The organism is Brevibacterium sp. 91QC2O2, from assembly GCF_024580695.1.
Classification (GTDB): Bacteria; Actinomycetota; Actinomycetes; order Actinomycetales; family Brevibacteriaceae; genus Brevibacterium; species Brevibacterium moorei.
The window spans coordinates 52,665-75,388 of record NZ_JANIJY010000015.1; the positions used below are offsets into that span (position 1 = coordinate 52,665).

Genomic DNA, 22,724 nt, shown 5'->3' on the forward strand with positions numbered 1-22,724 from the left:
TCTGTGTCGCGTCTATGCGTCGTGTTGTTCGCGTGCGGTGTCCCATGCCGCGTTGATCTTCGGCACTGCGGCCAGGAGATCCTGGGTGTACTGTTCGCGCGGGTGGTCGAAGATTTCATCGCGGGCGCCCTGCTCCACGACCTTGCCGGTGCGCATCACCGCGACCTTGTGGGCGATCTGCCTGACCACGGCCAAATCGTGGGCGATGAAGATATAGGAGATGTCCCGCTCGCGCTGGAGGTCGACCAGCAGTTCGAGGACCTGTGCCTGGACGGAGACGTCCAAAGCGGACACCGCCTCATCGCAGATCACCAGCTTGGGTTCGACCACCAGGGCCCGGGCGATCCCTATCCTCTGAGCCTGGCCGCCGGAGAACTGGCGCGGATAGCGTTCGGAGTGATCGGGGTTGAGACCGACGCGCTCCATTGCCGCCTTGACCAGGGTTTTATAGCCGCCGGCGACCTTGCGCTTCTGATATCGCAGCGGAGCCGATATCACCTCTTCCACTGTGTGGCGCGGATTGAGCGAGGAGTACGGGTCCTGGAAGACGACCTGTACTCCGCTGCGGAATCCCAGCAGGCCCCTGCCGGATTTACCGGTGATGTCGGTGCCTTCGAACTCGACGGTGCCAGAGGTCGGATCGATCAGTCGGGCGATCATCCTGGCCGTGGTCGACTTGCCCGAACCCGATTCGCCCACGATCCCGATGGTTTCGCGGCGGTTGAGTTCGAAGGACACGTCGTCGACGGCGCGGAAGATGTCCTTGCGGCCCGTCTTGAACTCTTTGACCAGGTTATTCACCCGCAGCAGGGGCGTCGTCGTGTTCATGGTCGTTTCCCCTTTGCGGTTTCCGGTCCGGTGGCCGACCCTGTACCGATAATGGGCTCCGGCAGGTTCACCACATCGTCCAGGCGCGGGGTCGCAGCCAGGAGCTTTCGAGTGTAGGCGTTCTGCGGATTGGCGAAGATGCCCTCGGCAGTGCCCTGTTCGACCGTCTTACCGGATTGCATCACGGTGATGTGGTTCGAGATCTGACTGACCACTGCCAGGTCGTGGGTGATGAACAGCATCGCAGCCTGGGTATGTTCCTGCACCTCGGCCAGCAGGTCCAGGATGCGAGCCTGCACGGTGACGTCCAGGGCCGTGGTCGGTTCGTCGGCGATGATCAGGTCCGGTTCGCATACCAGCGCCATGGCGATCATCACGCGTTGGCGCATGCCGCCGGAGAACTGATGCGGATAGTGGTTCACGCGGCCGGCCGCGTCGGGAATCCGCACCCGGTCCATGGCCTCGGCGGCCTTCTTGAGCCCCGCGGCACGGCTGCCGCCCTTGTGCGCGCGGTAGGCCTCGGCGATCTGAAAGCCCACTGTGTAGTAGGGATTCAGTGAGGACAGCGGGTCCTGGAAGATCATGGCGATCTTGTTCCCGCGCAACTTGCGCATTGCCGCATCGGATTTGTGCAGCAGTTCCTCACCGTGGAACTTCACGCTGCCGCTGGCCTTGGCCTCCTTGGCCAGCAGGCCCATCACCGCAAGCGAGGTCATCGATTTACCCGACCCGGATTCGCCAACCAGGCCCATGGTCTGACCCTGGGCGATTTCGAAGGAGATATCATCGACGACGGTTCCCAGGGGGAACTCCACCGTCAGCCCCTGTACGGAGAGCACGGGGGTGTCCGTGGACGCGTTCGTCCGGCCGGTTTCGGCGGGAGTACTCATGTGCTGCTCACTCTCACTCGGGGGTCCAGGACCCGGTACAGCAGGTCGACGATGATATTGGCGATTACCACGGCGAATGCCGCTACAAGGGTCACGCCCATGATGACCGGCTGGTCGTTCACGGAGATCGCGTCGTAGGCGAACTTGCCGATACCGGGCAGGCCGAACACCGTCTCCGTGATGAGCGCACCGCCCAGCAGGGTGGCGAAGTCGACGCCCAGCAGGGTGACGATCGGGGTCAACGACGGCCGCAGCCCGTGGCGGATCAGGATAGGGCCAGGTTTGAGACCCTTTGCCCTGGCCGTCCGCATGAAGTTCTCCCCCATGGTGTCGATCATGTTCGTTCGGGTCAGCCGTGCATACATCGAGGCATACATAAGGGCAAGCACCATCCACGGCATGATGTAGGTGGCGAACCACTGTCCCGGGCTCTCACTGAACGGAACGGCGGTGGGGAATGGCAACCATTCGAGCTGGACCACCAACAGGTACTGCAGAACCAGTGCGACGAAGTAATTCGGCAGGGAGATGCCTGCCAGGGCGAAGGCCATCGCCCCTCGATCCCACCAGGTACCCTCCTTGACCGCGCTGATGACGCCGGCGGCCACGCCTGTCAGCAGCCATAGAACGGCAGCGCCGATGGCGATGGTCAGGGTCACGGGCATCCGATCCATGATGCCCTGCAGAACACTCTGGCCGGTCTGGAACGAATACCCGATGCACGGGGCCCCGCAATGGATCGCAGATGCACCCTCGCCGTAATCGCGACCCACGAAGATGCCAGCCAGGAATGCGAAGAACTGGGCGAAGAAGGGCTGGTCCAGTCCCATCTGGGTCCTGATCGTCTCGATCCGGTCCGGCGTACAGGTCTGACCGCAAATGCTGGCGGCCGGGTCCGGGGAAAGTTTGAAGAACACCAGGAGGGTGAAGAACACGACGAACAGCATGATGATGATCGCCGCGCCGAAGCGCTTGAGCAGATAGGAGATCATTCGAACCCTCCGGAGAAGATCTTCTGCAGGTTGTCACCCAGCACGGTGAATGCGAAGACGGTGAGGAACAGCAGGATGCCGGGAATCGCGAAGAACATCGGATCGCTGGAATACCAGGGAACAGCCGATGCGATCATCTGTCCCCAGGACGGATTCGGCGGGGTGATGCCCACACCCAGGAAGGACAGACCGGCCTCGGTGGCGATGAAGTTCGGGATCGCCAGAGTGGCCATCACGATGATCGTGCCCGACAGGTTCGGCAGGACCTCGCGGAACACCAGCGGCGCCCAGCCGGCCCCCGAGGTTCGTGCCGCCTCGACGAATTCCCGGTTCGCCAGTGACATGGTCTGAGCGCGGATCACGCGGGCTGTGGCCGGCCAGCTGAAGATGCTGAGCACGATCACGAGCAGGGCGGGACGATTGCCCTGGGGTAGTGCGGAGAGGATCGCGATCATGAAGATCAGGGCAGGGAAGGCCATGAGGAAGTCCATCAGGCGCGAAATCACGGCATCGACGATGCCGCCGAAGAATCCGGCCAGCAACCCCATAACCACGCCCAGGAGCATGGTGATGGCGGTGGCGCAGATGCCGACCAGCAGCGACACTCTGGCCCCATAGGCGATACGGGCGAAGATGTCGCGGCCGTTCTGTGGTTCGACGCCCAGCCAGTGCTCTGCGCTTATGCCACCCAGCGGAGCCAGTGGCAGACCGCCGGAGGACGGGTCCACCGCGGCTTCGTCATAGGTGAAAGGGTCCCAGCCGGACAGCCGGGTGACCAGCGGGGCGAAGATCGCCAACAGGACGATCAGTGCCAGAAATGCGAGAGAGAGGATCACCGAGGGCTTGCGGATAATCTTCCGGAAAGCCCGGACCCCAGGCGAGAAGGACTCGCCCGGGGCCGGTTGACCAAACTCTCCAACTTGGGTGTTGGGCGAGGCGGTCATGAGTGGATCATCCCTCCGGGTTCAGCAGACCGATTTGGTTGTAATCGATGTAGCCGGTCTTCGACGGATTCGCGAAGGCACCACCGATGTTCGTTCCCACCATCTGCAGCGGGCGAGGACGCACCAGCGGGGCGACTGGAGCGAGCTCCGCGATCTTGTCGCTGATCTTGATGTACTTCTCGTTCTTCGATTCCAGGTTCGGATCGATGGCGGCATCGGCGAACATTTTGTTCAGTTCTTTGTCGTTGATCTGCGACTGGTTCCGGTTGCCGGTCTCCGTGATGCGGGTGCCATCGTAGTTCGACTGCAGCAGGGATTGGCCGGAGAACCAACCGTTTCCGCACCAACCGGTGATGGTCATGTCCTTCTGCTGGCTGGGAGTGGCGACAACCTCGTAGAACTTGGCCTGGTCGATGACGTTGAGCTTGACGGTGACGCCTGCCTTGGCCAGGGACTGCTGTACGGCCTCGGCCTGGGCCTGCCACATCGGCAGGGCGCGCACGTCCATGGTCAGGCTCAGGTTCTCGGCCCCGGCCTCCTTCAGCATGGCCTTGGCCTTCTCCGGGTCGCCCTTGTTGCCGTCCGTCGCGTACGGATCCTCGGACTTATAGCCGGGCACGTTGGGCAACAGCAGGTTCGGAGCGGTTTCCGCCAGCTTCGGTCCGCCGGAGGCATTGACCACGCTGGACTTGTCGACTGCCCAGTTGAGCGCTTGGCGCACCTTGACATTGTTCAATGGCTTCTTGGTCGTATTCATGGCCATGTAGTAGTTGCACGAGGCCTGGCCCTGCACGGTCCGCGCCGCCAGCTTCTTATCCTGGGTGATCTTCGCCAGGTTCGCCGACACCACGGGGTTGGTCGATGACGCGATTGCGTTCTTGTCCTCGCCCTGACCGGAGATCAGCCGCTGGTCGATGGTGTTCTGGTCCAGACCCAGCTGGAACTTGTAGCCGTCCAAGTTCGCCGGACGGATATCGTCCGTTTCCTGCTTCCAGTTCTCATTGCGTTCCAGCGTCAGCGATTCGCCCCGCTTGTACTCCTTGACCTTGTAGGGGCCGGAGGAGATTGGATCCTTCTGAATCTGGTCGGCCTTGGTCACCTTGTCCTTGGGGAAGGGCACAGCAGGAGCGGTGGCCATCACCTTTGGAAAATCGGCCATCGGCTGTTCGGTTGTGATCTGAATGGTCCGGTCGTCGATCACCTTGATGGAATCGAGTCCCTTGGGATCCTCGAACACGCCCTTGTACTTCGAGGCGCCTTTGATATAACTCTGCACATCGTCCAGGCCGATGGCCAGGCTGGGATCCAGCGCGTGTTCGATCCCGAACTTCATGTCCTGGGCGGTGATGGGGCTACCGTCATCGAACGTGATTCCGTCTTTGAGCTTGAACGTCCACTGGGTGGCGTCCTTGTTCGACTTACCGGTGTCCTCGGCCAGGTCGCCGACCAGCTCGAGTTCGCCCGAATCACGGTTGTACTTGTACTGGACAAGATTACGGTAGAGCAGCTGGTAGAGGTTCATGACATTGCCGTCGCTGCCCATAGCAGGGTCCAGGTAGGAGAAGTCCGTGCTGCCCAGAATGGTGGCGACCCCGCCTTTCTGAGGATCACCGGTGTACTGGGCGAAACCGGTTTTCGCATCGACGTCGGCCTTGGAATCGCTGCCCGAATCGCCGCCACCGCAGGCGCTGAGGAACATGGCCCCGGCACTCAGCACGGCCACAAGAGGCAGTAGTCGCTTTCTCATGAAGTTATCTCCTTCAACTTGGTAACTACATGGTCGTCTTTGGTACGGCTACCCGCCGCCACTGCACGTGACACGACTCCGGGTCCACCGTGGGTGTGGGTCACTTGGATACTCTGAGCAAAACTGAAAAGCACCATGTGCTTCACCTCACACGGTTAATATAAGCTGATTGCAGCGATCATTGCAATAGGAGAAGCAGAATTGAGCATAGTTGCAACGTGGATTGACTCCCTAGCCGCCTCGAACAAGCTGTCAAAAGGGACCATCGCCGTCCTCAACGCCATCTCCGCCGACCCCGAACGCGCCTCCTACTGCAACACCCAGCAGTTGGCCGAAACGGCGGGAGTCAACGCCGCAACCGTTGTCCGTGCGGCTCAGGCCATTGGATTCGCCGGATGGCCGGCTCTGTCCACTGAGGTCCGCAACCGATTCCTGTCATCCCTCGACGTCCGCAAACACTATGAACATGCCAGCGCGGGCAGATCCGACCGCGCAATCACCGGAATGTCGAAGGACGCAGCACTCCTCCAGGTCTTGGCGGAAACGCTGCAGGAAGATGACCTTGTCCGAATTGCAAGGATCATTGCAGAATCGCGCATGTCGACGGTCCTGGCTACCGGCTCGTGGGCCGGCCCAGCTCAGTTGTTGGCGCACAACAGCAGGGGCTTGGGCTTCAACATAGCGTTCGAGGGCGGGTCGGTGACCACAATGCTCAACGCGGTCCGGCTGCTTCACCCAGGAGACTGCCTGGTCGCCATCTCCGTCTGGAAGACGAGCACCGCCATCTACCAGATGTGCAGGATTGCCCACGAACGCGGCGTGAAGATCATCGTGATCGCCGATCAGCACTCCCATTTGGCCGACCTGGCCGACGAACTACTGCTGGTGCCATCGGAGGGAATGGGCCCGATGGCCTCGGCCACCTGCGCCGTAAGCCTGGTGCAGTGCATCGTCACGGCCTTGGCAGACCTCGATCCGGAGCGCAGTGCCGCCCGTTTGGAAGAACTGGATGATCTATGGCGTCAGACCGGTGCCGTCATGAGTGGGTGAGGACAGCATGGTCGCCGACCGGGCCATACGCCCTTCGTTGACAGCACTGTCAACGCGCGCTATCTTAGCGATTGACAGTGCTGTCAACGGCGGGGTTCCGCCAGCATGGAGGCAACGGTGCCCAAGGTTCTCATTGCAAATCGCGGCGAAATCGCAGTCCGGATCGCCGATGCCCTGCGTACCTTGGGGTGGCAGTCGGTAGCCATCCACGTAGCCGGTGATGACATCCACATCCCAGCCGCAGACGAATCCGTCGAACTGCCCGGCAGCGGGGTCGCCGGATACCTCGACATCGACCGGATCATCGCGGCCGCCCGCGCCACGGGCGCCCTGGCGCTGCACCCCGGCTACGGCTTCCTGTCCGAGAGCCCCGAACTCGCAGAAGCCTGCGCCGACGCGGGAATCACCTTCATCGGCCCCGACCCGCAGACCCTGAGAACCTTCGGCAACAAGGAGACCGCCCGCCGTCTGGCCGGCGAACTCGACATCCCCGTAGTCCCCGGCACCGGCCTGAACCCCGATCCACAGACCGCCGCGGCCTTCCTGGCAGAACACGACACCATCATGGTCAAGGCCGTCGCCGGCGGCGGAGGCCGGGGCATCCGCCAGGTCAGCGCCACCGACCCCGCCGGCAGCCTGCACGCGGCGATCGAATCCTGCCGGACCGAGGCCCTGCACGCCTTCGGCCAGGACGACTTCTTCCTCGAACGCTTCGTCTCCCATCCACACCACATCGAGGTCCAGGTGCTCGGCGACGGCGCCCACGTCCAACACGCCTGGGTCCGCGACTGCTCGGTCCAGCGCCGTAATCAGAAGGTCGTGGAGATCGCGCCCGCGCCCTGGCTGCCACCCGAACTCGAAGAGCGGATCCTGCATGCCGCGCTCGCCCTGGCCCAGGCCTCGGGCCTGCGCGCCCTGGCAACCGTCGAGTTCCTCCTCGATGCACAGGGCTCGGAAGAACCACAGTTCTTCTTCATGGAGGTCAATCCACGCCTGCAGGTCGAACACACCGTCACCGAGGCGATCACGGGTTTGGACCTCGTCGCGCTCCAACTGCAACTGGGCATGGGCAATACCCTGGACCAACTGGGCCTGGACTCCCCACCGGCCAGATCGGGCGTGGCGATCCAGGCCCGGATCAATGCGGAAACGCTCCAGCCAGACGGAACCGTGGCGCCGACAGCCGGCATCGTGGCCGACCCCATCCTGCCGGTCGGCCGCTATGTACGCGTCGACACCGCCTTGGCCCCCGGTTCCCGCGTCGATCCGCGGTTCGATTCGATGATCGCCAAGGTCATCGGCACCGGCCCCACCCTGACGGCCGCAGCCCGGACCACCGCCCACGCATTGGGCCGGCTGTCGACCGCTCCCGTGCACACGAACGCCGCGCTGGCCCGCGCCATCGTCGAGGATGGGGCATTCCTCGCCGGCGATTTCAGCACCGACTACCTGCAGGAGCACCTGGGCCGACTGCTCGAGGCGGCAGCCGCCTACGAACCCGCCGCGGCCGCTCCCTCCGATTCACTGGACGCGGCCAACTCCCACACCACTGATTCCCTCGGCGCCGGCGCCGAGGCCCCCGCGGCCCGGGTGCCCGAGGGCGCCACCCCGATCCGCGCGCAGATGTCGGGGGTGTTCTCCCGCGCACATGTCGAACCCGGTCAGAGCGTGCCCGCCGGCACCGTCCTCTTCACCCTCGAGGCGATGAAGATGGAACATCCGGTCGCGGCCGGCGAGCCGGTGACACTGGCCGCCGTTCTCGCGCAACCGGGCGACCTGGTGCAGGCGGGCGAAGTCCTGGCCTACACCCTGCCCGCCGAGGCCTCGGCCACGGCGACCGGTGACGCAGGCCGACCAACACCCAGCGCCGAAGAGTCCGGACACGCGGACGGCCACGCGACGCCAAGCGGCACGGCACCCGCCGACTGGTCCCCCGAAGTCGCCGAGGTCCACTGGCGCCTGGAGCAGGCCCAGCTGATGGGCGGGGAGCACAAGCTGCGCGTGCAAGCCGATACCGGACGGCTCAACGCCCGCGAGCGCATCGACGCGCTCGCCGATGCCGGCACCTTCAAGGAGATCGGGCCGCTGGCCGGCTTCGGCGCCTACGATGACGACGGCAAGCCGACCGCCGTCAAACCCTCGAACTACCTTTCTGGCACCGCCCGGATCGATGGCCGCAAGGTCTTGCTGGGAGTCGACGACTTCTCCATCCGGGGGTCCTCCGGGGACGCAGCGGTGCACGAGAAGCAGATCTTCACCGAACACCTGGCCGGCGAACTGCAGCTGCCCGTGGTCCGCGTGCTCGATGGGGCCTCCGGTGGCGGCAGTGTGAAGAAGGTGCTGGAGGCCGGCGCCATGTACCTGCCGGTCAATCCGGGCTGGGATGCCGTGGTGGACAACCTGTCCAGGGTCCCCGTCGTCTCGATCGCCGCAGGGCCCACGGTGGGCCTGGGCGCGGCCCGGTTCGTCATGAGCCATCTGGGCATCCTGGTCAAGGGCATCGGCCAGATCTTCACCGCCGGACCCCCGGTGGTCAGGGCCGCCACGGGTGAGGACCTGACGAAGGAGCAGCTGGGCGGCTACGACATCCACCGCGACAACGGCATCGTCGAGCGCTTCGCGGATTCCGAGGCCGAGGCGTACAAGATCGCAGCACGGTTCCTGTCCTATCTGCCCCAGTCCGTCCACGAACTGCCGCAGCGCGGCACGCCCTGCGAACCGGGAGATACGGATGTGGACTACCTTTTGTCCGCGGTCCCGCGCAATCCGCGCAGCCCGTACGAGATCACCTCGATCCTGGAGCGGATCTTCGACGCCGGTTCACTCATGCAGTACGCGGAGTACGGCTCCGGCACCTACACCGGGCTGGCGCGCTTGGACGGCTACCCCGTTGGCGTGATCTCCGGGGATCCGATGCGCGGTGCGACGCTGTCGCTGGAGGGCGCGCAGGCGATGCAGCGGCTGACGGACCTGTGCCAGACCTTCCACCTGCCGATGATCTCGTTCACCGATCAGGCCGGCATGTCCATCGGCTCGCAGGCCGAGCGCCGCGCCACCATCCGCGGCGGCGCCCGCGCCATTGCGGCGGCCTACCAGGCCACCATTCCGCAGGCCGAGATCGTGCTGCGCCGGGTCTACGGGGTCGGTGGCGCCGGGGTCGTCAACCGACATCGGGCCCAGCGCTCCTGGGCCTGGCCCTCGGGAGACTGGGGCTCCCTGCCGCCACAGGGCGGGATCGAGGCGGCCTTCCGCGCCCAGCTGCAGGCCTCCGACGACCCGGCGGCGCTGCTGGCGGACCTGACCCGACAGTTGGAACATGTGTCCTCGCCGTTCCGGACGGTGGAGACCTTCAGCGTGCAGGACATCATCGACCCGCGCACCACCAGGGGCCTGCTGGTCGACTGGGTCGAGGACGCCTACCGGGCCCTGCCCAAGCAGCTCGGCGCGCCGAGCTTCGGTGTGCGCCCCTGAACCGCGGGGCGACCGCCGCCGAATCACGAAGAGAAAGGTGACGAAGATGTCACAACAGGAAGTGCCACAGCAGGAAGATGAGCTCACCGCAGAACTGACCGCCCAGGGCGCGACCGTCCTGGACCGGATGGCCTACTGGAGCGCTCGTACCCCGGACGCGGTGGCCGTCTACGACGGAGAACGCGATCGCGTCCACACCTATGCCGGGCTACAGGAATCGACGGGGACGATCGCCGGCAATCTGCACCGGCTGGGCATCCGCAAGGGCTCGCGGGTCTCGGTCTTCACCACCGACGCCATGCTGGCCACGCAGACCATGCTTTCCATCTGGCGGGCCGGCGCCCTGTACTGCCCCATCAACTTCTCCTACGCCGGCAGGCTGTTGAGCTATCAGCTGGCCGACACCCGCCCGGATCTCATCATCGTCGACGCGGCCCTGGCAGGCACCCTCGACGCCGTCCGCGGCACGACCGACCACAGCGCACCGGTGATCGTCTTCGCAGACGGGGACGCGGCCTCGGCTGCGCGGGCCCAGGCAGCGGCCGCGGCGCCCGAGAGCGGCTGGGACCGGATCGCCTGGGACGAACTGGCCAAGCCGGCTAGGGCCCCGGAAGTCACAGTCACCGATGCCGATCCGGCGAACATCATCTACACCTCGGGCACCACGGGCCCTGCCAAGGGCGTACTGCAACCGCACAGGTGGATCAATCAGTACATCTACAGCATGCGCCAGCTCATCGACGACACCGACGTGATCTACAACGATCTGCCGATGTACCACGTGGGTGGAGCCATGTGCAATGTGGTCAGAGCCCTGTGGATGGGCGCCGAGGCCGCGATCTGGGACAAGTTCTCCTCCAGCGAGTTCTGGAGCAGGATCAACCGCCGCCATGCCACCTCGGCGATCCTGCTCGACGTCATGATCCCCTGGCTGATGAATGCCCCGGCAGGGCCCGAGGACGCCGCCAACAGCCTGCGCAAGGTGCATATGCAACCCCTGCCGCTGAACCACCAACAGGTCGCGCAGCGATTCGGCTTCGACTTCGTCACTGCGGGCTTCGGCCAGACGGAATCGGGTGCCTCCCTGGCCATGCTGATCGACGAGTTCGCCGGGGACGAACCCGGTGGCACACCAACGGAGTTCGTGTTCGGGCTGGACAACGCCGCGGCCCGCGCGGCGGCGCAGGCGGCGGGTCAGCCGATCGTCGGCGGCGACCAGGCCGATGAGAAGGGCCTGATGGGACACCCCACCCGCTTCGTCGAGGCGGCCGTCTGGGATGCCGAGGACCATGAGTGCGCGCCGGGCATCGCCGGGCAGCTGGTGTTCAAACCCCTGGTCGACCACCTCTTCCTCGACGAGTACATCGGCAAGCCGGAGGCCACGGCGAGCGCCTGGACGCACGGCTGGTTCCACACCGGCGATGCTGCGGTCAAGCGCGCCGACGGGATGTTCCGCTTCGTCGATCGGATGGGCGACCGGATGCGGGTACGTGGGGAGAACCTGTCATCCTTCCAGGTCGAGGACATGCTCAACCAGCACCCGCAGGTGCAGTACAGCGCCGTCTTCGCGATCCCCGGCGAGGTGGGCGACGAGGACGATATCGTCGCCTATGTCGTGACGAACCCGGATTCGCCGGTCACAGCGGAGGATCTGACTGCGTATGCTGAGGACACGATGCCGAAGTTCATGCGACCACGGCACATCAGGATCGTCGACGACATTCCGCGCACGCCGACGAACAAGATCGAGAAGTACAAGTTGAAGCAGCGGATCAACGACGAACTAGGACGGTAGCCATCGGAGTCGATTGGGCCAGCGCACGCGCGGACCGCCGGGACAAGGACAGCCGGACGAAGGCCGCTATCCTGGTCGCCGCCCGGTCCGTGTTCGCCAGGCGGGGTTTCGCGGCGACGGCGATCTCGAATATCACGGAGGCCGCGGAGGTCTCGCGCCCCACCTTCTACGTCTACTTCACGTCCAAGGAGGACGTGCTGCGGCATGTGGCCGAGGCCGTGCGCGACGACTTCCTGGCAGCCCATTCCTATACCGGTCCGATCGTCGACGATCAGCGCGCCCTGTCCGCGGCCTCGGTCAGGGCCTTCCTGCTGGCCTACCGGGACTATCTGCCGATCCTGCAGGTGTTCGAGGAACAGGCTGCCAACGATCCGCAGATCGCCGCGATCCAGGAGGAGATCGTGATGCGTCCGCGGCGGCGCACCATCGGGCAGATCAAGCGGATGATCGCCGCCGGCGCCACCCCAGCGGCCCCACCCGAGGTGATCGCGATCAGCATCCGCTCGATCCTGGTGGCCGCCTCGACGATGATCGACCGCGAATTCGGTTCCCTGGACGAGGCGGTCGAACACTGCACCGACCTCTACCTGCGCATGGTCGGCTTCTGAGTCACTTCCTGCGTTTCGGATCCAGCCAGGTCTGCACCTCATCGGCCATGATGTTGACGGCGAAGACCATGAGCGCGATCGCCACGCCCGGGATGATGATCGCATACGGCGCCTGGCTCATGAACGCATAGGCCCGCGAGAGCACCGCGCCCCAGGAGGACTCCGGGGGCTGCACGCCCAGGGACAGGAAGCTCAGGGAGGCCTCGGCGATCATCGCGTGGCCGAAGATCACCGCGGTCTGGACGACCACCGGTTGGATCATATTCGGCACGATGTGCGGCAGCACCATCCGCCGGAATCCTCGGGCACCATAGGATCGGGCCGCCTCGATGTAGGTGGATTCCTTGACGCTGAGCGTCTGTGCCCTGGCCAGCCGCGCGATGCCCGGCGCCAGCACGATGCCGACGGCGAACATGGCATTGAACAGGCCGATGCCCATCGTCGCGGTCACCCCGATCGCCAGGACGATTGCGGGGAAGGCCAGGAAGGCGTCGACCACGCGCATCAGCACCACATCGACCCAGCCGCCCAGATAACCGGCCAGGATCCCGACCACCAAGCCCAGCACCAGGGCCAGGGCGACGGCGAAGAGACTGGCCAGGATCGTGGCCTGCCCGCCCACCAGCATTCTGCTGAGGACATCGCGGCCCAGGTCGTCGGTGCCCAACCAGTGGGCGGGCGAGGGACCGGAGAACACCGAGGTCAGATCCTGTTTGTTCGGATCGTACGGGGTGATGAAGCGGCCGGCGACCAGCAGCAGCACCGCGCCGGCCAGGATCACGATACTGGCCCATTTCACGAAGGACGGAGCCGGTTTGCGGGCCACGGCACCGGCAGAGGCGCCTGGTCCGGTGGGCAGGGGGTTCGTCGTTCTCACCACGTCACTCATTATTTGATCCTCGGGTCCAGTACTCGGTACAGCATGTCGACGATGAAGTTGGTGAACACCACAAGCACGGCCATCACCAGGACCACGCCCTGGACCACCATGTATTCGCGCTGGTTCGTCGCGGTGACGATCAGGGTGCCCAGCCCGGACAGGCCGAACACGGTCTCCACCACGACCGAGGCCGACAGCAGCCGGGAGATCTGCAGGCCGACGATCGTCAGGAACGGCAGGCTCGAGTTCTTCAGCGCGTGGTGCCACAGAACCTGCATGCCCGGCAGGCCCTTGGCCCGCAGGGTCCGCACATGGTCGCTGCCGAGGTCCTCGATCATGGCGCTGCGCACCTGGCGGCAGATCTCCGCACCGCCCACCAGGCCCAGGGCCACCGCCGGCAGCAGCATCGATTGGATACTGCCCAGGGGGTCCGATGAGAACAGTGGACCGCCAGGTCCCGGCAGCCAGCCCAGGGTGATGGAGAAGACCAGGATCAGGATCATCCCGACCCAGAAGTTCGGCAGGGCCAGACCCAGGGTCGCGGCACTCGTGAGTATCCGGTCCAGCCGGCCACCGGCACGCGATGCGGCGTAGACACCGGTGGGCAGGCCGATGACCACGCCGACGATCAAGCCGAATGTGGTCAGCAGGATCGTCACCGGCAGGCGTTCGGCTATCAGGGAGGTGACCGACTGGCCCGTCATGAAGGACACGCCCAGATTGCCGGTCAGGGCATTGCCGATCCAGCTCAGGTACTGCAGCCACAGGGGCTTGTCGATGCCCAGTTCCCCGCGGATCTCCGCCAACCGTTCGGGGGTCGCGTACTCGCCGGCAATCGCATTGGCGGGGTCGCCCGGGATCAGCCGCTGCAGCATGAAGACGATGAGCGAGGCCAGGATCAGGGTGGGGATGATCGACAGCAGACGCGTGCCGAACATTTTGAGAAAGGTCACCGCAGGCTCCTCTCCAAGGAAAGTTCCGCCCACCTGTGGCAGGCCGCCTCTGTGCCCGTGTCGGTCTGTTCGAAAGCAGGCTCGACCCGTCGGCACTCATCGGTGGCGAAGGGGCAGCGGGTGTTGAACCGGCAGCCGCTGGGAGGCTTGAGAGGGCTGGGGATGTCGCCGACGATCAGCGGCTGGGCGTCCAACTGGTTCTCATCGACCTTGGTCGACAGGTGCGAGGACAGCAGCCCGGCGGTATAGGGGTGGCGCGGGTGGAGTGTCAGGTCCTCCGTGTTCCCCCGTTCCACGATCCCACCCAGGTACATGACGTTGATCCACTGACAGATGTGGGCGACCACGGACAGGTCGTGGCTGATGAAGACGATCGCCAGGTCCAGTTCGTCGCGCAGATCGGCCAGCAGGTTGAGCACTTCGGCCTGCAGGGCCACGTCCAGTGCCGCGACGGACTCATCGCAGACCAGGACCTCGGGTTCGACGACCAGCGCGCGGGCGATGCACGCACGCTGTTTCTGCCCGCCGGAGAGCTGGTGGGGGAACCGATCGGCCAGGTCGCGGCGCAGCCCGACCCGCTCCAGGGCCTCATCGGCCCGCCGCGCCCTCTCGGCCGGATCGCCGATGCCCAGGACGTGCATCGGCTCCATCACCGAGGTGATGATCCGGCGCCGGGGGTCCAGCGCCGAATGCGGATCCTGGAAGATCATCTGCACCGAGCGGGTGAAGGCCCGCTTCTGCGCTCCGGTCAGGGTCGCGGTGTTCTGGCCGCGCCATTCGACGGTGCCGCCACTGGGCTCCAGCAAGCCCATCAGCGCGCGGGCCAGCGTCGACTTACCCGAACCGGACTCGCCGATCAGCCCGATGGATTCGCCGGCGCGCACCTCGATGTCGGCCTGGCGGACCGCGTGCAGTTTCCTCTTCCAGCCGACCTTGAAGTCGACGTCGACTCCGGTCAGCCGCAGCAGGGGCTCGCCCGATCGGGGCGCGACGGAATCCGCGCCCGGAGCCGGAGTTGTGGTCTCAGACATGTTCTACCTCCTGCGGGCGTGCCAAGGGATCGATCTGCCCGACGCGCACGCAGCGCGTCATCCTGGCGGCCCGCGGCTGTGTGTCCGCCGACCCTGTCGGGGCCTCGGCGGAGGTGCCGGCTGCGGTGCCCGGCACCGGTAGCAATTCGGGGTGCGCGCCACGGCAGGCCTCCGCGGCGAAGGCGCAGCGCTCGGCGAACCAGCAGCCCTGCCCTTCCTGACCAGGTGGCGGCACCCGCCCCGGCAGTGTCTGCAGATGCATGCCGCGGGTTTCGAAGCGCGGCAAGGCGTTGAGCAGGGCGCCGGTGTAGGGGTGGGACGGAGCAGCCAGGACCTGCTTGACCGGTCCCGTTTCGACGATCTCCCCGGCGTACATCGTCGCCACCCGGTCGCACAGCTGGTTGACCACGCCCAGGTCGTGTGTGATGAACAGGACCGCGGTCCCGAACTCCGCGCACATGTCCTTGATCAGACGCAGCAATTGCAGCTGCACCGTCGCATCGACTGCAGTGGTCGGTTCGTCTGCGATCAGCAGAGTGGGCCCGCACAGCAGGGCGATGGCGATGACCACGCGCTGGCGCATGCCGCCTGAGAGCTCGTGCGGGTAAGCGCCGAAGCGCCCGGCCGGGTCCGGGATGCCCACCCGGTCGAGCATGTCCAGAGACTGGCGTTTGGCCTCGGCCCGGGAAATCCGGCGGTGCGCCCGCAGGGTCTCCGTGAGCTGCTGGCCGATCGTGAAGACGGGGTCGAGTGCGGTCATCGGCTCCTGGAACACCATGGAGACCCGGGTTCCGCGGTACTGCGCCTGCACTGTGTGTTCGGCGTCGAGCAGTTCGACCCCGCCGACCTTGACGGATCCCGTGATCCGCGAGCGCCGCTGATCGTGCAGGCCCATGACCGCCAGGCCGGTGACCGACTTGCCGGATCCGGATTCGCCCACCAGGCCGAAGATCTCGCCCTCGTCGATCCGCAGGCTCACGTTCTTGACCACCGGGGCGTAGTCCCCGGGATTGCGCGGGGTGTCGAATCCGACGCACAGGTTCTCGATTTCAACGGTTGCCATGGTTCACCTCGACTTCGTGATGCCGACGAATTTGGGTTTGCCCAACAGGTTCGACTGGTAGCCCTCGACGCCCTGGTTGACGGCGGTGATCCGGTCCTCGAACACCAACGGCAGCTGGCTGGCGTTCTCGAAGGCCGCCATTCCCGCCTTCTTCAGCAGTGCGCCGCGCGCGTCCTGGTCCTTCTGCGCATTCGCCTTCGTCACCAGATCGTCCAGCCCGGGGGTGACTCCGTGGCCGGCGTTGTAGTAACCGGTCGTGCCCAGCAGCTGCCGGTACATCTGTCCCGGATCGGGCCGGCCGGTCCAGGCGGACAGCAGGCCGGGCTGGCGCAGTTCGTCGAAGTATTCGGTGGTCGACTGCACCACTTCCCTGGGTTCCATGTCGACCTGCAGGCCGATGTCTCCCAGAGAGGCTCTGATGATCTCTCCCACCCGCACCGAATTCGAGTCGTTGGGCAGGAGGATGGAGAACTTCTTGCCCTCGGCGCCGACTTCCCTGACCAGCGCCCTGGCCTTCTCCGGGTCCACTTTGTGGGGGACATCGTCTTCTACTGAGGCCCAGTGGCTGGCGGGCAGGTAGGTGTAGGCGGGCTGGGCGTAGCCGAAGAATCCGACCTTGGCCATCTGCTCCCGGTCGATCGCCAGGTTCACCGCCTGCCGCAGCTTCTTCTGGGCAAAGGTGTCCTCGGAGGACATATCGAGGTAGACCATCCGCACGCGGATCGAATTGTCCGGGTGGACGGTGATCCGGCTGTTGAGCTCCAGATTGCCGGCATCCGCAGGGCCCACGGCCAAGGCCATATCGACCTGGCTGGTGGTCAGCGCGTCGACACGGGTCTTCGGATCTGTGAAGATCCGGATGGTCAATCGGGGTTCGACCTTCACGGATTTGTTCCAGTAGTCGTCGAAGGCCGTGTATTTGATGGCCGTCCCGCGCTGCCATGAGGTCAGCTTCCACGGCCCGGTGCCGACGGGATTCGTCTTGAGCTTGGCCACGCCGGCCTCGATGGCCTTGGGCGAGACCATCATCCCCGACCTGTCGGAGAGCAGCAGCGGCAGCGACGTGTCGGCGGTCTTCAGGTCGAGTTCGATGGTGGAGGGGTCGACCACCTTGATGTCGTCGACTGCCGCGAGTTCGGCCTGGAGGTTCGAGCCCTTGCTGCGCACCCGTTCCAGGTTCGCCTTCACCGCGGTTGCATCCAAGGTCGTCCCGTCGTGGAACTTCACTCCGCTGCGCAGGTGCATGACCAGCTTCTTCGCACTCGGGTAGTCCCACTTGTCCACCAGACCGGGTTTGGGTTCCAAGGTCTTGGGGTCGAAGTCGAACAGGGTGTCGTAGACGGGGTAGAGCATCGTGTGGTCGTTGCCCGAGTTGCCCATAACGGGGTCGAACGAGGAGATGTCGCCGTCGATGGCGACGACCAGTTCCTGCGCGCGGTCCTGTGCCGCGGTGGATGAACAGCCGGCCAGTGCAAGGATGCACAGGGAGGCGATCACGGTGGTGATGAAATGCTTCATAAAGGTCCTTCGGCTCCGTTGCCAGGATGTGAGTCGAAGGTATGGCACGTTGACACCTGCGTCAACCCAATGCCCGGCAGGCGATACGGCAGTGTTGACATATGCGTCAATCCGGCTGTCGGCCGGCTTGCATCCTCGCGTTGCCGCGCCATTTACGTGATTCATTCATGCCCTATTCAGTGGGATGGATCACACGGCACTAGAGTTGTCGGCAAGATGAATCCGACAGTCACGATTCGACGATCACAGCGAGCAGGAGACCCATGCACCACGACATCCTCATCACCGGCGGAACACTCGTCGATCCACAGAATGGCTTGCACGGCGCCTACGACGTGGGCATCCGGGACGGGAAGATCAGCTATGTCGGGGCGGCCTCGGCCGGGGACATCCCCGCGGGACCCCCTGCCGCCGCACGCACGATCGATGCGACAGGACTCATCATCACCCCCGGTTTCATCGACCTCCACTCCCACGCGCAGAACATCGAGGGCCACCGCCTGCAGGCCCAAGACGGAGTGACCACCACCCTGGAACTCGAATGCGGGGTCACTCCCCTGCCGCCCACGGTCGAAGCCGCCGAAGCCCAGGGCAGGCCGTTGAACTTCGGCTACTCCGCCGGCTGGCTGCACGCCCGCGCGATCGTCATGGAAGACATGGACGCGGAACAGATCGCGGCACTCCCCCAGCTGCCACTCGACGCCTTCGCCGCGGTGCAGTCCCTGGAGAACTGGAAGCAGCCGGCCGATGCCGCACAGATCGACCGCATCGTCGAACTGCTGGACGCTCAGTTGGCCGCCGGCGCCATCGGCATCGGCCTGCTGCTGGGCTATGCGCCCTTAACCGGCGCTGACGAACTGACCGCCGTCGCCCGGCTGGCCAAGAGCTATGGGCGCCCGCTCATCGTCCACGTGCGCTGGGGCTCCGGCGCCAGCCATGGAACGCCGGTCGGGGTGCAGGAACTGATCGACCTGAGCCGGAGCACCGGGGTCGCCGTGCACATCTGCCATATCAGCAGTTCGAACTCGTCCGCGGTCCCCGGCGTAGCCCAGGTCCTGGCCGACGCCCACGCCGAGGGCCTGCCCGTCACCTTCGAGTCCTACCCCTTCGCCTATTCGTCGACCGTGATCGGCGCGGACTTCCTCGACCCGCAGAAGATGAGCGCCCAGGGCACGCCCGCGGACTCCCTGACCTATCTGCGCACCGGCGAACGCCCCGCCACCTATCAGCGCCTGGCCGAACTGCGCGCCCAGGATCCCGGCGGCCTGTGCCTGGCCGATTCCTATCCGGACTCCGAACAGGGCCCCGACGGTCTGCTGGTCCGCGCCCTGACCCTGCCGCATTCCGTGTTCGCCAGCGATGCGATGCCGACCAAGCCGACCTCCGAGGGCCCGGCCGCCCACCCGCGCAGCACCTCGACCTTCGTCCGAGCACTCGCGTGGCTGCACCGCGATCTGGACGTTCTGCCCCTGGCCGAGGTCGTGGCCCGGTCCACGACGCTGCCCGCCCAGGTGCTTCGCGGTTGTGCGCCTGCGTTCGCAGCCAAGGGGCACCTGGGCGTGGGCGCCGACGCCGATATCGCGGTATTCGCGCTCGCGGAGTTGGAACCGGCCGCCCGCGCGGTCCCGGTCCAGGCGGCGCGTGGGATGCGCTACGTCTTCGTAGCGGGCGAGCCCGTCGTCGCCGAGGGCCGCACGGTGGAGTCCGTGCAGCCGGGGCGCGCGCTCCTCGCGGAGTAGGGCCCAGCACATCCCAGCGCTCCACTGCGCTGGGATGCACGGGCCTACAATTGAAGCGATCTCGAAAGTCCCCACTCCCGAAAGACAGCTTCATAGTGCGCACTTCCCGCCCTGTTTCGACTGCACTCCGTGCCGTCCATCCCCGCATCTCCCGGATAGCCCGCCCGCTGGCCGCGGCGACTCTGGCACTGGGTACGGTGTTCGGCCTCGCCGCATGCGATTCCGACTCCACCGCGAGCAGCCCCGCCCCCAGCGGCTCCGACTCCCAGCAGCTCTCCGAGCAGGAGGAGGCCGCACAGCGGGCGGCACAGGACGCGGAGTCCACGCCTGCGGCACAGCCGAGCGCGACCTCGGCGCAGCAGGAGAAGAAGGCCGCCCGGTCGGGTGAGTCCGGCGCCAAGCTCGGCGGCGGCTCCGCCCTGGCACTGCTGGAGAAGCTCACGGTCAAGGGCAAGGCGCCGGCCACCGGCTACGACCGCGAGCGTTGGTTCGGCCGCGCCTGGTCCTTCGACTTCGACGGCAATGGCTGCCGGACCCGCGACGACATCCTGGCCCGCGATATGACGAACGTGAAGTACGCGAACGGCAGCACGTGCAAGGTCGCCTCGGGAACCCTGCACGATCCCTACGACGGCAAGACCGACAGCTGGCGGATCGGTAAGAACTCGGTGGACATCGACCACCTGGTCGCCCTGCAGAACGCATGGGTCTCCGGAGCGCAGTATTGGAAGGGCGCGGCCGGTCAGCGGCAGCGCGAGTCCATCGCCAACGACCCCCTCAACCTGATCGCCGCCGACGCCTCGCTCAACCGGACGAAGGGGGCCGCGAACGCCGCCGAATGGCTGCCGGCCAACCGGGGCTTCCGCTGCCAGTACGTGGCCACGCAGATCAGCGTGAAGTACAAGTACTCCCTGTCCGTGACCTCGGCGGAGAAGGGCGCGATGAAGAGGGTCCTGTCCGGCTGCACCGGGCAGAAGGCGGCCGAGGTCGCAGTCCAGAAGGTCGCGACCGGCAAGTCGGTCGCGGGCCAGGCCACGAAGAAGGCGAAGGAGTCCTCGAGTTCCTCGCACAAGAGCACATCGAGCAATTCCTCCTCCTCGAAGTCGAGCTCCTCGAGCTCTTCACACAAGAGCTCGTCGAAGTCCGGCGGTTCCTCCAGTTCGAAGAGTGTGCACCCCGGAGCATTCTGCAAGCCGGCCGGGGCCACGGGTGTTGGATCGAACGGCCACACCTATACGTGCAAGTCATCTTCCACGGAGAGCCGCAACCGCTGGAGGCGCTGAGCGAACCCGGACGGTCCCGGGCCCGCCTCCCGGGACCGTGCAGGAGCCTCGGGGTTCGCATTGCTACACTGCGATGCGTACATACGTTCGATATCTCTCTTCCCCGAGGTTCACATTGCGCATCTTCGCCCACCGTCCACCGCACCACCGCACCACCGCCCCCGGGTTGCCGCGCCTACTCAAGACGGCCCTCGCCTCGGCATTGGCGCTGGGCACCCTGATCGGGCTCAGCGGCTGCGATGAGCTCGGCGAGATCCTGGACGGGGCGCAGGGCGGGTCGTCCAGCTCCACGGCCGGGGCGAAGCTCGACGGCCCCAAGGCCACCGCGACCCTGGAGAAGCTCACGGTCAAGGGCAAGGCACCGGCCAGCGGCTACGACCGGACCCGGTGGTTTGGCAAGGCCTGGGCATACGACTACGACGGCAATGGCTGCCGAACCCGCGACGACATCCTGGCCCGCGATATGACGAACGTGAAGTACGCCGGTGGCAGCAAGTGCAAGGTCGCCTCGGGAACCCTGGACGATCCCTACGACGGCGAAGTCGACAACTGGAAGGTCGGCAAGAACTCCGTGGACATCGACCACCTGGTCGCCCTGCAGAACGTCTGGGTCTCCGGAGCACAGTACTGGACGGGCACCGCCGGCCAGCGGCAGCGCGAGTCCATCGCCAACGACCCGCTCAACCTGATCGCCGCCGACGCCTCCCTCAACCGCACGAAGGGGGCTGCGAACGCCGCCGAATGGCTGCCGAAGAACACCGGTTTCCGCTGCCAGTACGTGGCCACGCAGATCAGCGTGAAGTACAAGTACCAGCTGTCGGTGACGTCCGCGGAGAAGAAGGCGATGCAGAAGATCCTGTCCGGCTGCTCCGACCAGAAAGCCGCGAAGGTCACCCCGCTGAAGATCAAGACGGGGCGTTCGGTCAGCCTGTCGAAATAGCCGGGCTCCCCATCCCGGTGCGGATCCCGCGCCGGGTACGCACCGGCGGCGCCCGGGATCACACTACCGAGGTCATCCCGCCGTCGACGAAGATGTTCTGCCCCGTGACGAAGTCCGAGGCCCCAGAACACAGATAGATCAGCGTTCCCACGAGTTCCTCCTCCTTCCCCCAGCGGCGGGCCGGGGTACGGTCCTCGATCCATGCGTTGAACTGCGGATCGGCGGCCAGGGAGGCGTTCATCTCGGTGGCGAAGTATCCAGGGGAGATCGTGTTGACCTGGATGCCGTGTTCGGCCAGCTCGGAGGCCATGCCCTTCGTGAGCATCGCGATCCCGCCCTTGCTGGCCACATACGGGGTGATGCGGGCGCGCGCCAGCATCGACTGCACGGAGCCGATGTTGACGATCTTGCCCGAGCCCCGCTCGATCATCCCCGGTGCCAGGAGGCGCGAGACGGAGAACGCCGCGGACAGATTCGCCGCGATCACCTCGTCCCAGTCGGCCGGATCCATCTCCCAGAAGTTCCCGCGGCGCTGCACCCCGGCGTTGTTGACCAGGATGTCGGGCACACCCACCTCACCCACCAGCGCCGCGAGGGCGGCCTCGAGTTCCTCCCGCCGGCCCAGGTCCACCCGCAGCCGGCCGGCCACCTCGCCGCCGGCCGAGGCGATGGCCGACTCCGTGTCCGCGATCGCCCGCGGATCCCTTCCGTGGACCACCACCCGGGCGCCTGCGGCTGCCAGGCCCAGGGCGAAGGTCCGGCCCAGCCCGCGGGAGGAACCGGTCACCAGGGCCAGCCTGCCCCTGATGTCGAATGGACCCGCCCCGCCCGCCTGTGCGTTCTGCATGCCAAACATCGCCGCCTTCGTGATGCTCCTATAGGTTGTCAAGCCCGGTCGTGATCATGGTGGTGGTGATCGACCATGGCGAGGTGGCCTACGCGGCGAGCAGGTATTCACGGTAGGCGATGACGAAGTCATCGTCTCGGCGTTT

Annotated in this window: 18 protein-coding genes; 7 read left to right on the forward strand and 11 right to left on the reverse strand. The window is 65.7% G+C overall.

Annotated features, from left to right (window positions below; genetic code table 11):
* Positions 1 to 12: 12 nt before the first annotated feature.
* The 5 genes from NQ036_RS10950 to NQ036_RS10970 are packed head-to-tail and all read right to left on the reverse strand — an operon-like array spanning position 13 to position 5,401.
* Positions 13 to 828: an ATP-binding cassette domain-containing protein gene (locus tag NQ036_RS10950; RefSeq protein WP_257049829.1), complete on the reverse strand. Its 816-nt coding sequence runs from the start codon at positions 826 to 828 to the stop codon at positions 13 to 15.
* On the reverse strand, positions 825 to 1,718 hold the full coding sequence (locus NQ036_RS10955) for an ABC transporter ATP-binding protein (protein WP_257049828.1): 894 nt from the start codon (positions 1,716 to 1,718) through the stop codon (positions 825 to 827). The genes NQ036_RS10950 and NQ036_RS10955 overlap by 4 nt, the downstream gene beginning before the upstream one ends.
* Positions 1,715 to 2,710: an ABC transporter permease gene (locus NQ036_RS10960; RefSeq protein WP_257049827.1), complete on the reverse strand. Its 996-nt coding sequence runs from the start codon at positions 2,708 to 2,710 to the stop codon at positions 1,715 to 1,717. Before NQ036_RS10960 ends, NQ036_RS10955 begins: the two co-directional genes overlap by 4 nt.
* Complete coding sequence (locus NQ036_RS10965) at positions 2,707 to 3,654, reverse strand: ABC transporter permease (protein WP_257049826.1); 948 nt, start codon at positions 3,652 to 3,654, stop codon at positions 2,707 to 2,709. The genes NQ036_RS10960 and NQ036_RS10965 overlap by 4 nt, the downstream gene beginning before the upstream one ends.
* Positions 3,655 to 3,661: 7 nt before the next feature.
* Entirely contained in the window at positions 3,662 to 5,401 is a 1,740-nt protein-coding gene (locus NQ036_RS10970) for an ABC transporter substrate-binding protein (protein ID WP_257049825.1), read from the reverse strand.
* A gap of 201 nt (positions 5,402 to 5,602) precedes the next feature.
* Between NQ036_RS10970 and NQ036_RS10975 the strand changes: the two genes are divergently transcribed.
* The 4 genes from NQ036_RS10975 (at position 5,603) to NQ036_RS10990 (ending at position 12,325) form a co-directional block, all read left to right on the forward strand.
* The gene (locus NQ036_RS10975) at positions 5,603 to 6,451 is read left to right on the forward strand and encodes a MurR/RpiR family transcriptional regulator (protein WP_257049824.1); all 849 of its coding nucleotides are present in this window, start codon (positions 5,603 to 5,605) and stop codon (positions 6,449 to 6,451) included.
* A gap of 117 nt (positions 6,452 to 6,568) precedes the next feature.
* Entirely contained in the window at positions 6,569 to 9,922 is a 3,354-nt protein-coding gene (locus NQ036_RS10980; protein ID WP_257058929.1) for a carboxyl transferase domain-containing protein, read from the forward strand.
* A 46-nt stretch (positions 9,923 to 9,968) separates the two neighbouring features.
* Positions 9,969 to 11,717 (forward strand): AMP-binding protein, encoded by a 1,749-nt coding sequence (locus tag NQ036_RS10985; protein WP_257058932.1) that lies wholly within the window; start codon positions 9,969 to 9,971, stop codon positions 11,715 to 11,717.
* 71 nt (positions 11,718 to 11,788) lie between these two features.
* On the forward strand, positions 11,789 to 12,325 hold the full coding sequence (locus NQ036_RS10990; protein WP_257058955.1) for a TetR/AcrR family transcriptional regulator: 537 nt from the start codon (positions 11,789 to 11,791) through the stop codon (positions 12,323 to 12,325).
* 1 nt (position 12,326) lies between these two features.
* On the opposite strand, the gene NQ036_RS10995 is transcribed toward NQ036_RS10990, so the two are convergent.
* From NQ036_RS10995 to NQ036_RS11015, 5 genes are read right to left on the reverse strand one after another with little or no spacing between them, the layout of a single operon-like run.
* Positions 12,327 to 13,214 carry an ABC transporter permease gene (locus tag NQ036_RS10995; RefSeq protein ID WP_257058935.1) on the reverse strand — a complete coding sequence of 296 codons (888 nt, stop codon included), beginning with the start codon at positions 13,212 to 13,214 and terminating at the stop codon, positions 12,327 to 12,329.
* Positions 13,214 to 14,158, reverse strand: coding sequence for an ABC transporter permease (locus NQ036_RS11000; protein WP_257058936.1), 945 nt, complete (start codon positions 14,156 to 14,158; stop codon positions 13,214 to 13,216). Before NQ036_RS11000 ends, NQ036_RS10995 begins: the two co-directional genes overlap by 1 nt.
* Entirely contained in the window at positions 14,155 to 15,189 is a 1,035-nt protein-coding gene (locus NQ036_RS11005; protein WP_257058939.1) for an ABC transporter ATP-binding protein, read from the reverse strand. Before NQ036_RS11005 ends, NQ036_RS11000 begins: the two co-directional genes overlap by 4 nt.
* Positions 15,182 to 16,252, reverse strand: a complete 1,071-nt coding sequence (locus NQ036_RS11010) for an ABC transporter ATP-binding protein (protein WP_257058942.1) — start codon at positions 16,250 to 16,252, stop codon at positions 15,182 to 15,184. The genes NQ036_RS11005 and NQ036_RS11010 overlap by 8 nt, the downstream gene beginning before the upstream one ends.
* 3 nt (positions 16,253 to 16,255) lie before the next feature.
* Positions 16,256 to 17,770, reverse strand: a complete 1,515-nt coding sequence (locus NQ036_RS11015) for an ABC transporter substrate-binding protein (protein ID WP_257058943.1) — start codon at positions 17,768 to 17,770, stop codon at positions 16,256 to 16,258.
* A gap of 242 nt (positions 17,771 to 18,012) precedes the next feature.
* Between NQ036_RS11015 and NQ036_RS11020 the strand changes: the two genes are divergently transcribed.
* From NQ036_RS11020 to NQ036_RS11030, 3 genes are all read left to right on the forward strand, one after another.
* On the forward strand, positions 18,013 to 19,509 hold the full coding sequence (locus NQ036_RS11020; protein ID WP_257058957.1) for an amidohydrolase family protein: 1,497 nt from the start codon (positions 18,013 to 18,015) through the stop codon (positions 19,507 to 19,509).
* Between the two features lie 95 nt (positions 19,510 to 19,604).
* The gene (locus tag NQ036_RS11025) at positions 19,605 to 20,792 is read left to right on the forward strand and encodes an HNH endonuclease family protein (protein WP_257058945.1); all 1,188 of its coding nucleotides are present in this window, start codon (positions 19,605 to 19,607) and stop codon (positions 20,790 to 20,792) included.
* A gap of 115 nt (positions 20,793 to 20,907) precedes the next feature.
* Entirely contained in the window at positions 20,908 to 21,732 is an 825-nt protein-coding gene (locus tag NQ036_RS11030; protein WP_257058948.1) for an HNH endonuclease family protein, read from the forward strand.
* Positions 21,733 to 21,790: 58 nt separating this feature from the next.
* On the opposite strand, the gene NQ036_RS11035 is transcribed toward NQ036_RS11030, so the two are convergent.
* Complete coding sequence (locus NQ036_RS11035) at positions 21,791 to 22,579, reverse strand: SDR family oxidoreductase (protein ID WP_257058952.1); 789 nt, start codon at positions 22,577 to 22,579, stop codon at positions 21,791 to 21,793.
* Between the last annotated feature and the right edge of the window lie 145 nt (positions 22,580 to 22,724).

What these genes read in the sequence shown, in the direction of transcription:
- NQ036_RS10960 (WP_257049827.1), bottom strand. Translation starts at nt 2,710, where the DNA reads ATGATCTCCTATCTGCTCAAGCGCTTCGGCGCGGCGATCATCATCATG.
- NQ036_RS10985 (WP_257058932.1), top strand. Translation starts at nt 9,969, where the DNA reads ATGTCACAACAGGAAGTGCCACAGCAGGAAGATGAGCTCACCGCAGAA.
- NQ036_RS11010 (WP_257058942.1), bottom strand. Translation starts at nt 16,252, where the DNA reads ATGGCAACCGTTGAAATCGAGAACCTGTGCGTCGGATTCGACACCCCG.
- NQ036_RS10955 (WP_257049828.1), bottom strand. Translation starts at nt 1,718, where the DNA reads ATGAGTACTCCCGCCGAAACCGGCCGGACGAACGCGTCCACGGACACC.
- NQ036_RS10970 (WP_257049825.1), bottom strand. Translation starts at nt 5,401, where the DNA reads ATGAGAAAGCGACTACTGCCTCTTGTGGCCGTGCTGAGTGCCGGGGCC.
- NQ036_RS11035 (WP_257058952.1), bottom strand. Translation starts at nt 22,579, where the DNA reads ATGCAGAACGCACAGGCGGGCGGGGCGGGTCCATTCGACATCAGGGGC.
- NQ036_RS10995 (WP_257058935.1), bottom strand. Translation starts at nt 13,214, where the DNA reads ATGAGTGACGTGGTGAGAACGACGAACCCCCTGCCCACCGGACCAGGC.
- NQ036_RS10965 (WP_257049826.1), bottom strand. Translation starts at nt 3,654, where the DNA reads ATGACCGCCTCGCCCAACACCCAAGTTGGAGAGTTTGGTCAACCGGCC.
- NQ036_RS11005 (WP_257058939.1), bottom strand. Translation starts at nt 15,189, where the DNA reads ATGTCTGAGACCACAACTCCGGCTCCGGGCGCGGATTCCGTCGCGCCC.
- NQ036_RS10950 (WP_257049829.1), bottom strand. Translation starts at nt 828, where the DNA reads ATGAACACGACGACGCCCCTGCTGCGGGTGAATAACCTGGTCAAAGAG.
- NQ036_RS11015 (WP_257058943.1), bottom strand. Translation starts at nt 17,770, where the DNA reads ATGAAGCATTTCATCACCACCGTGATCGCCTCCCTGTGCATCCTTGCA.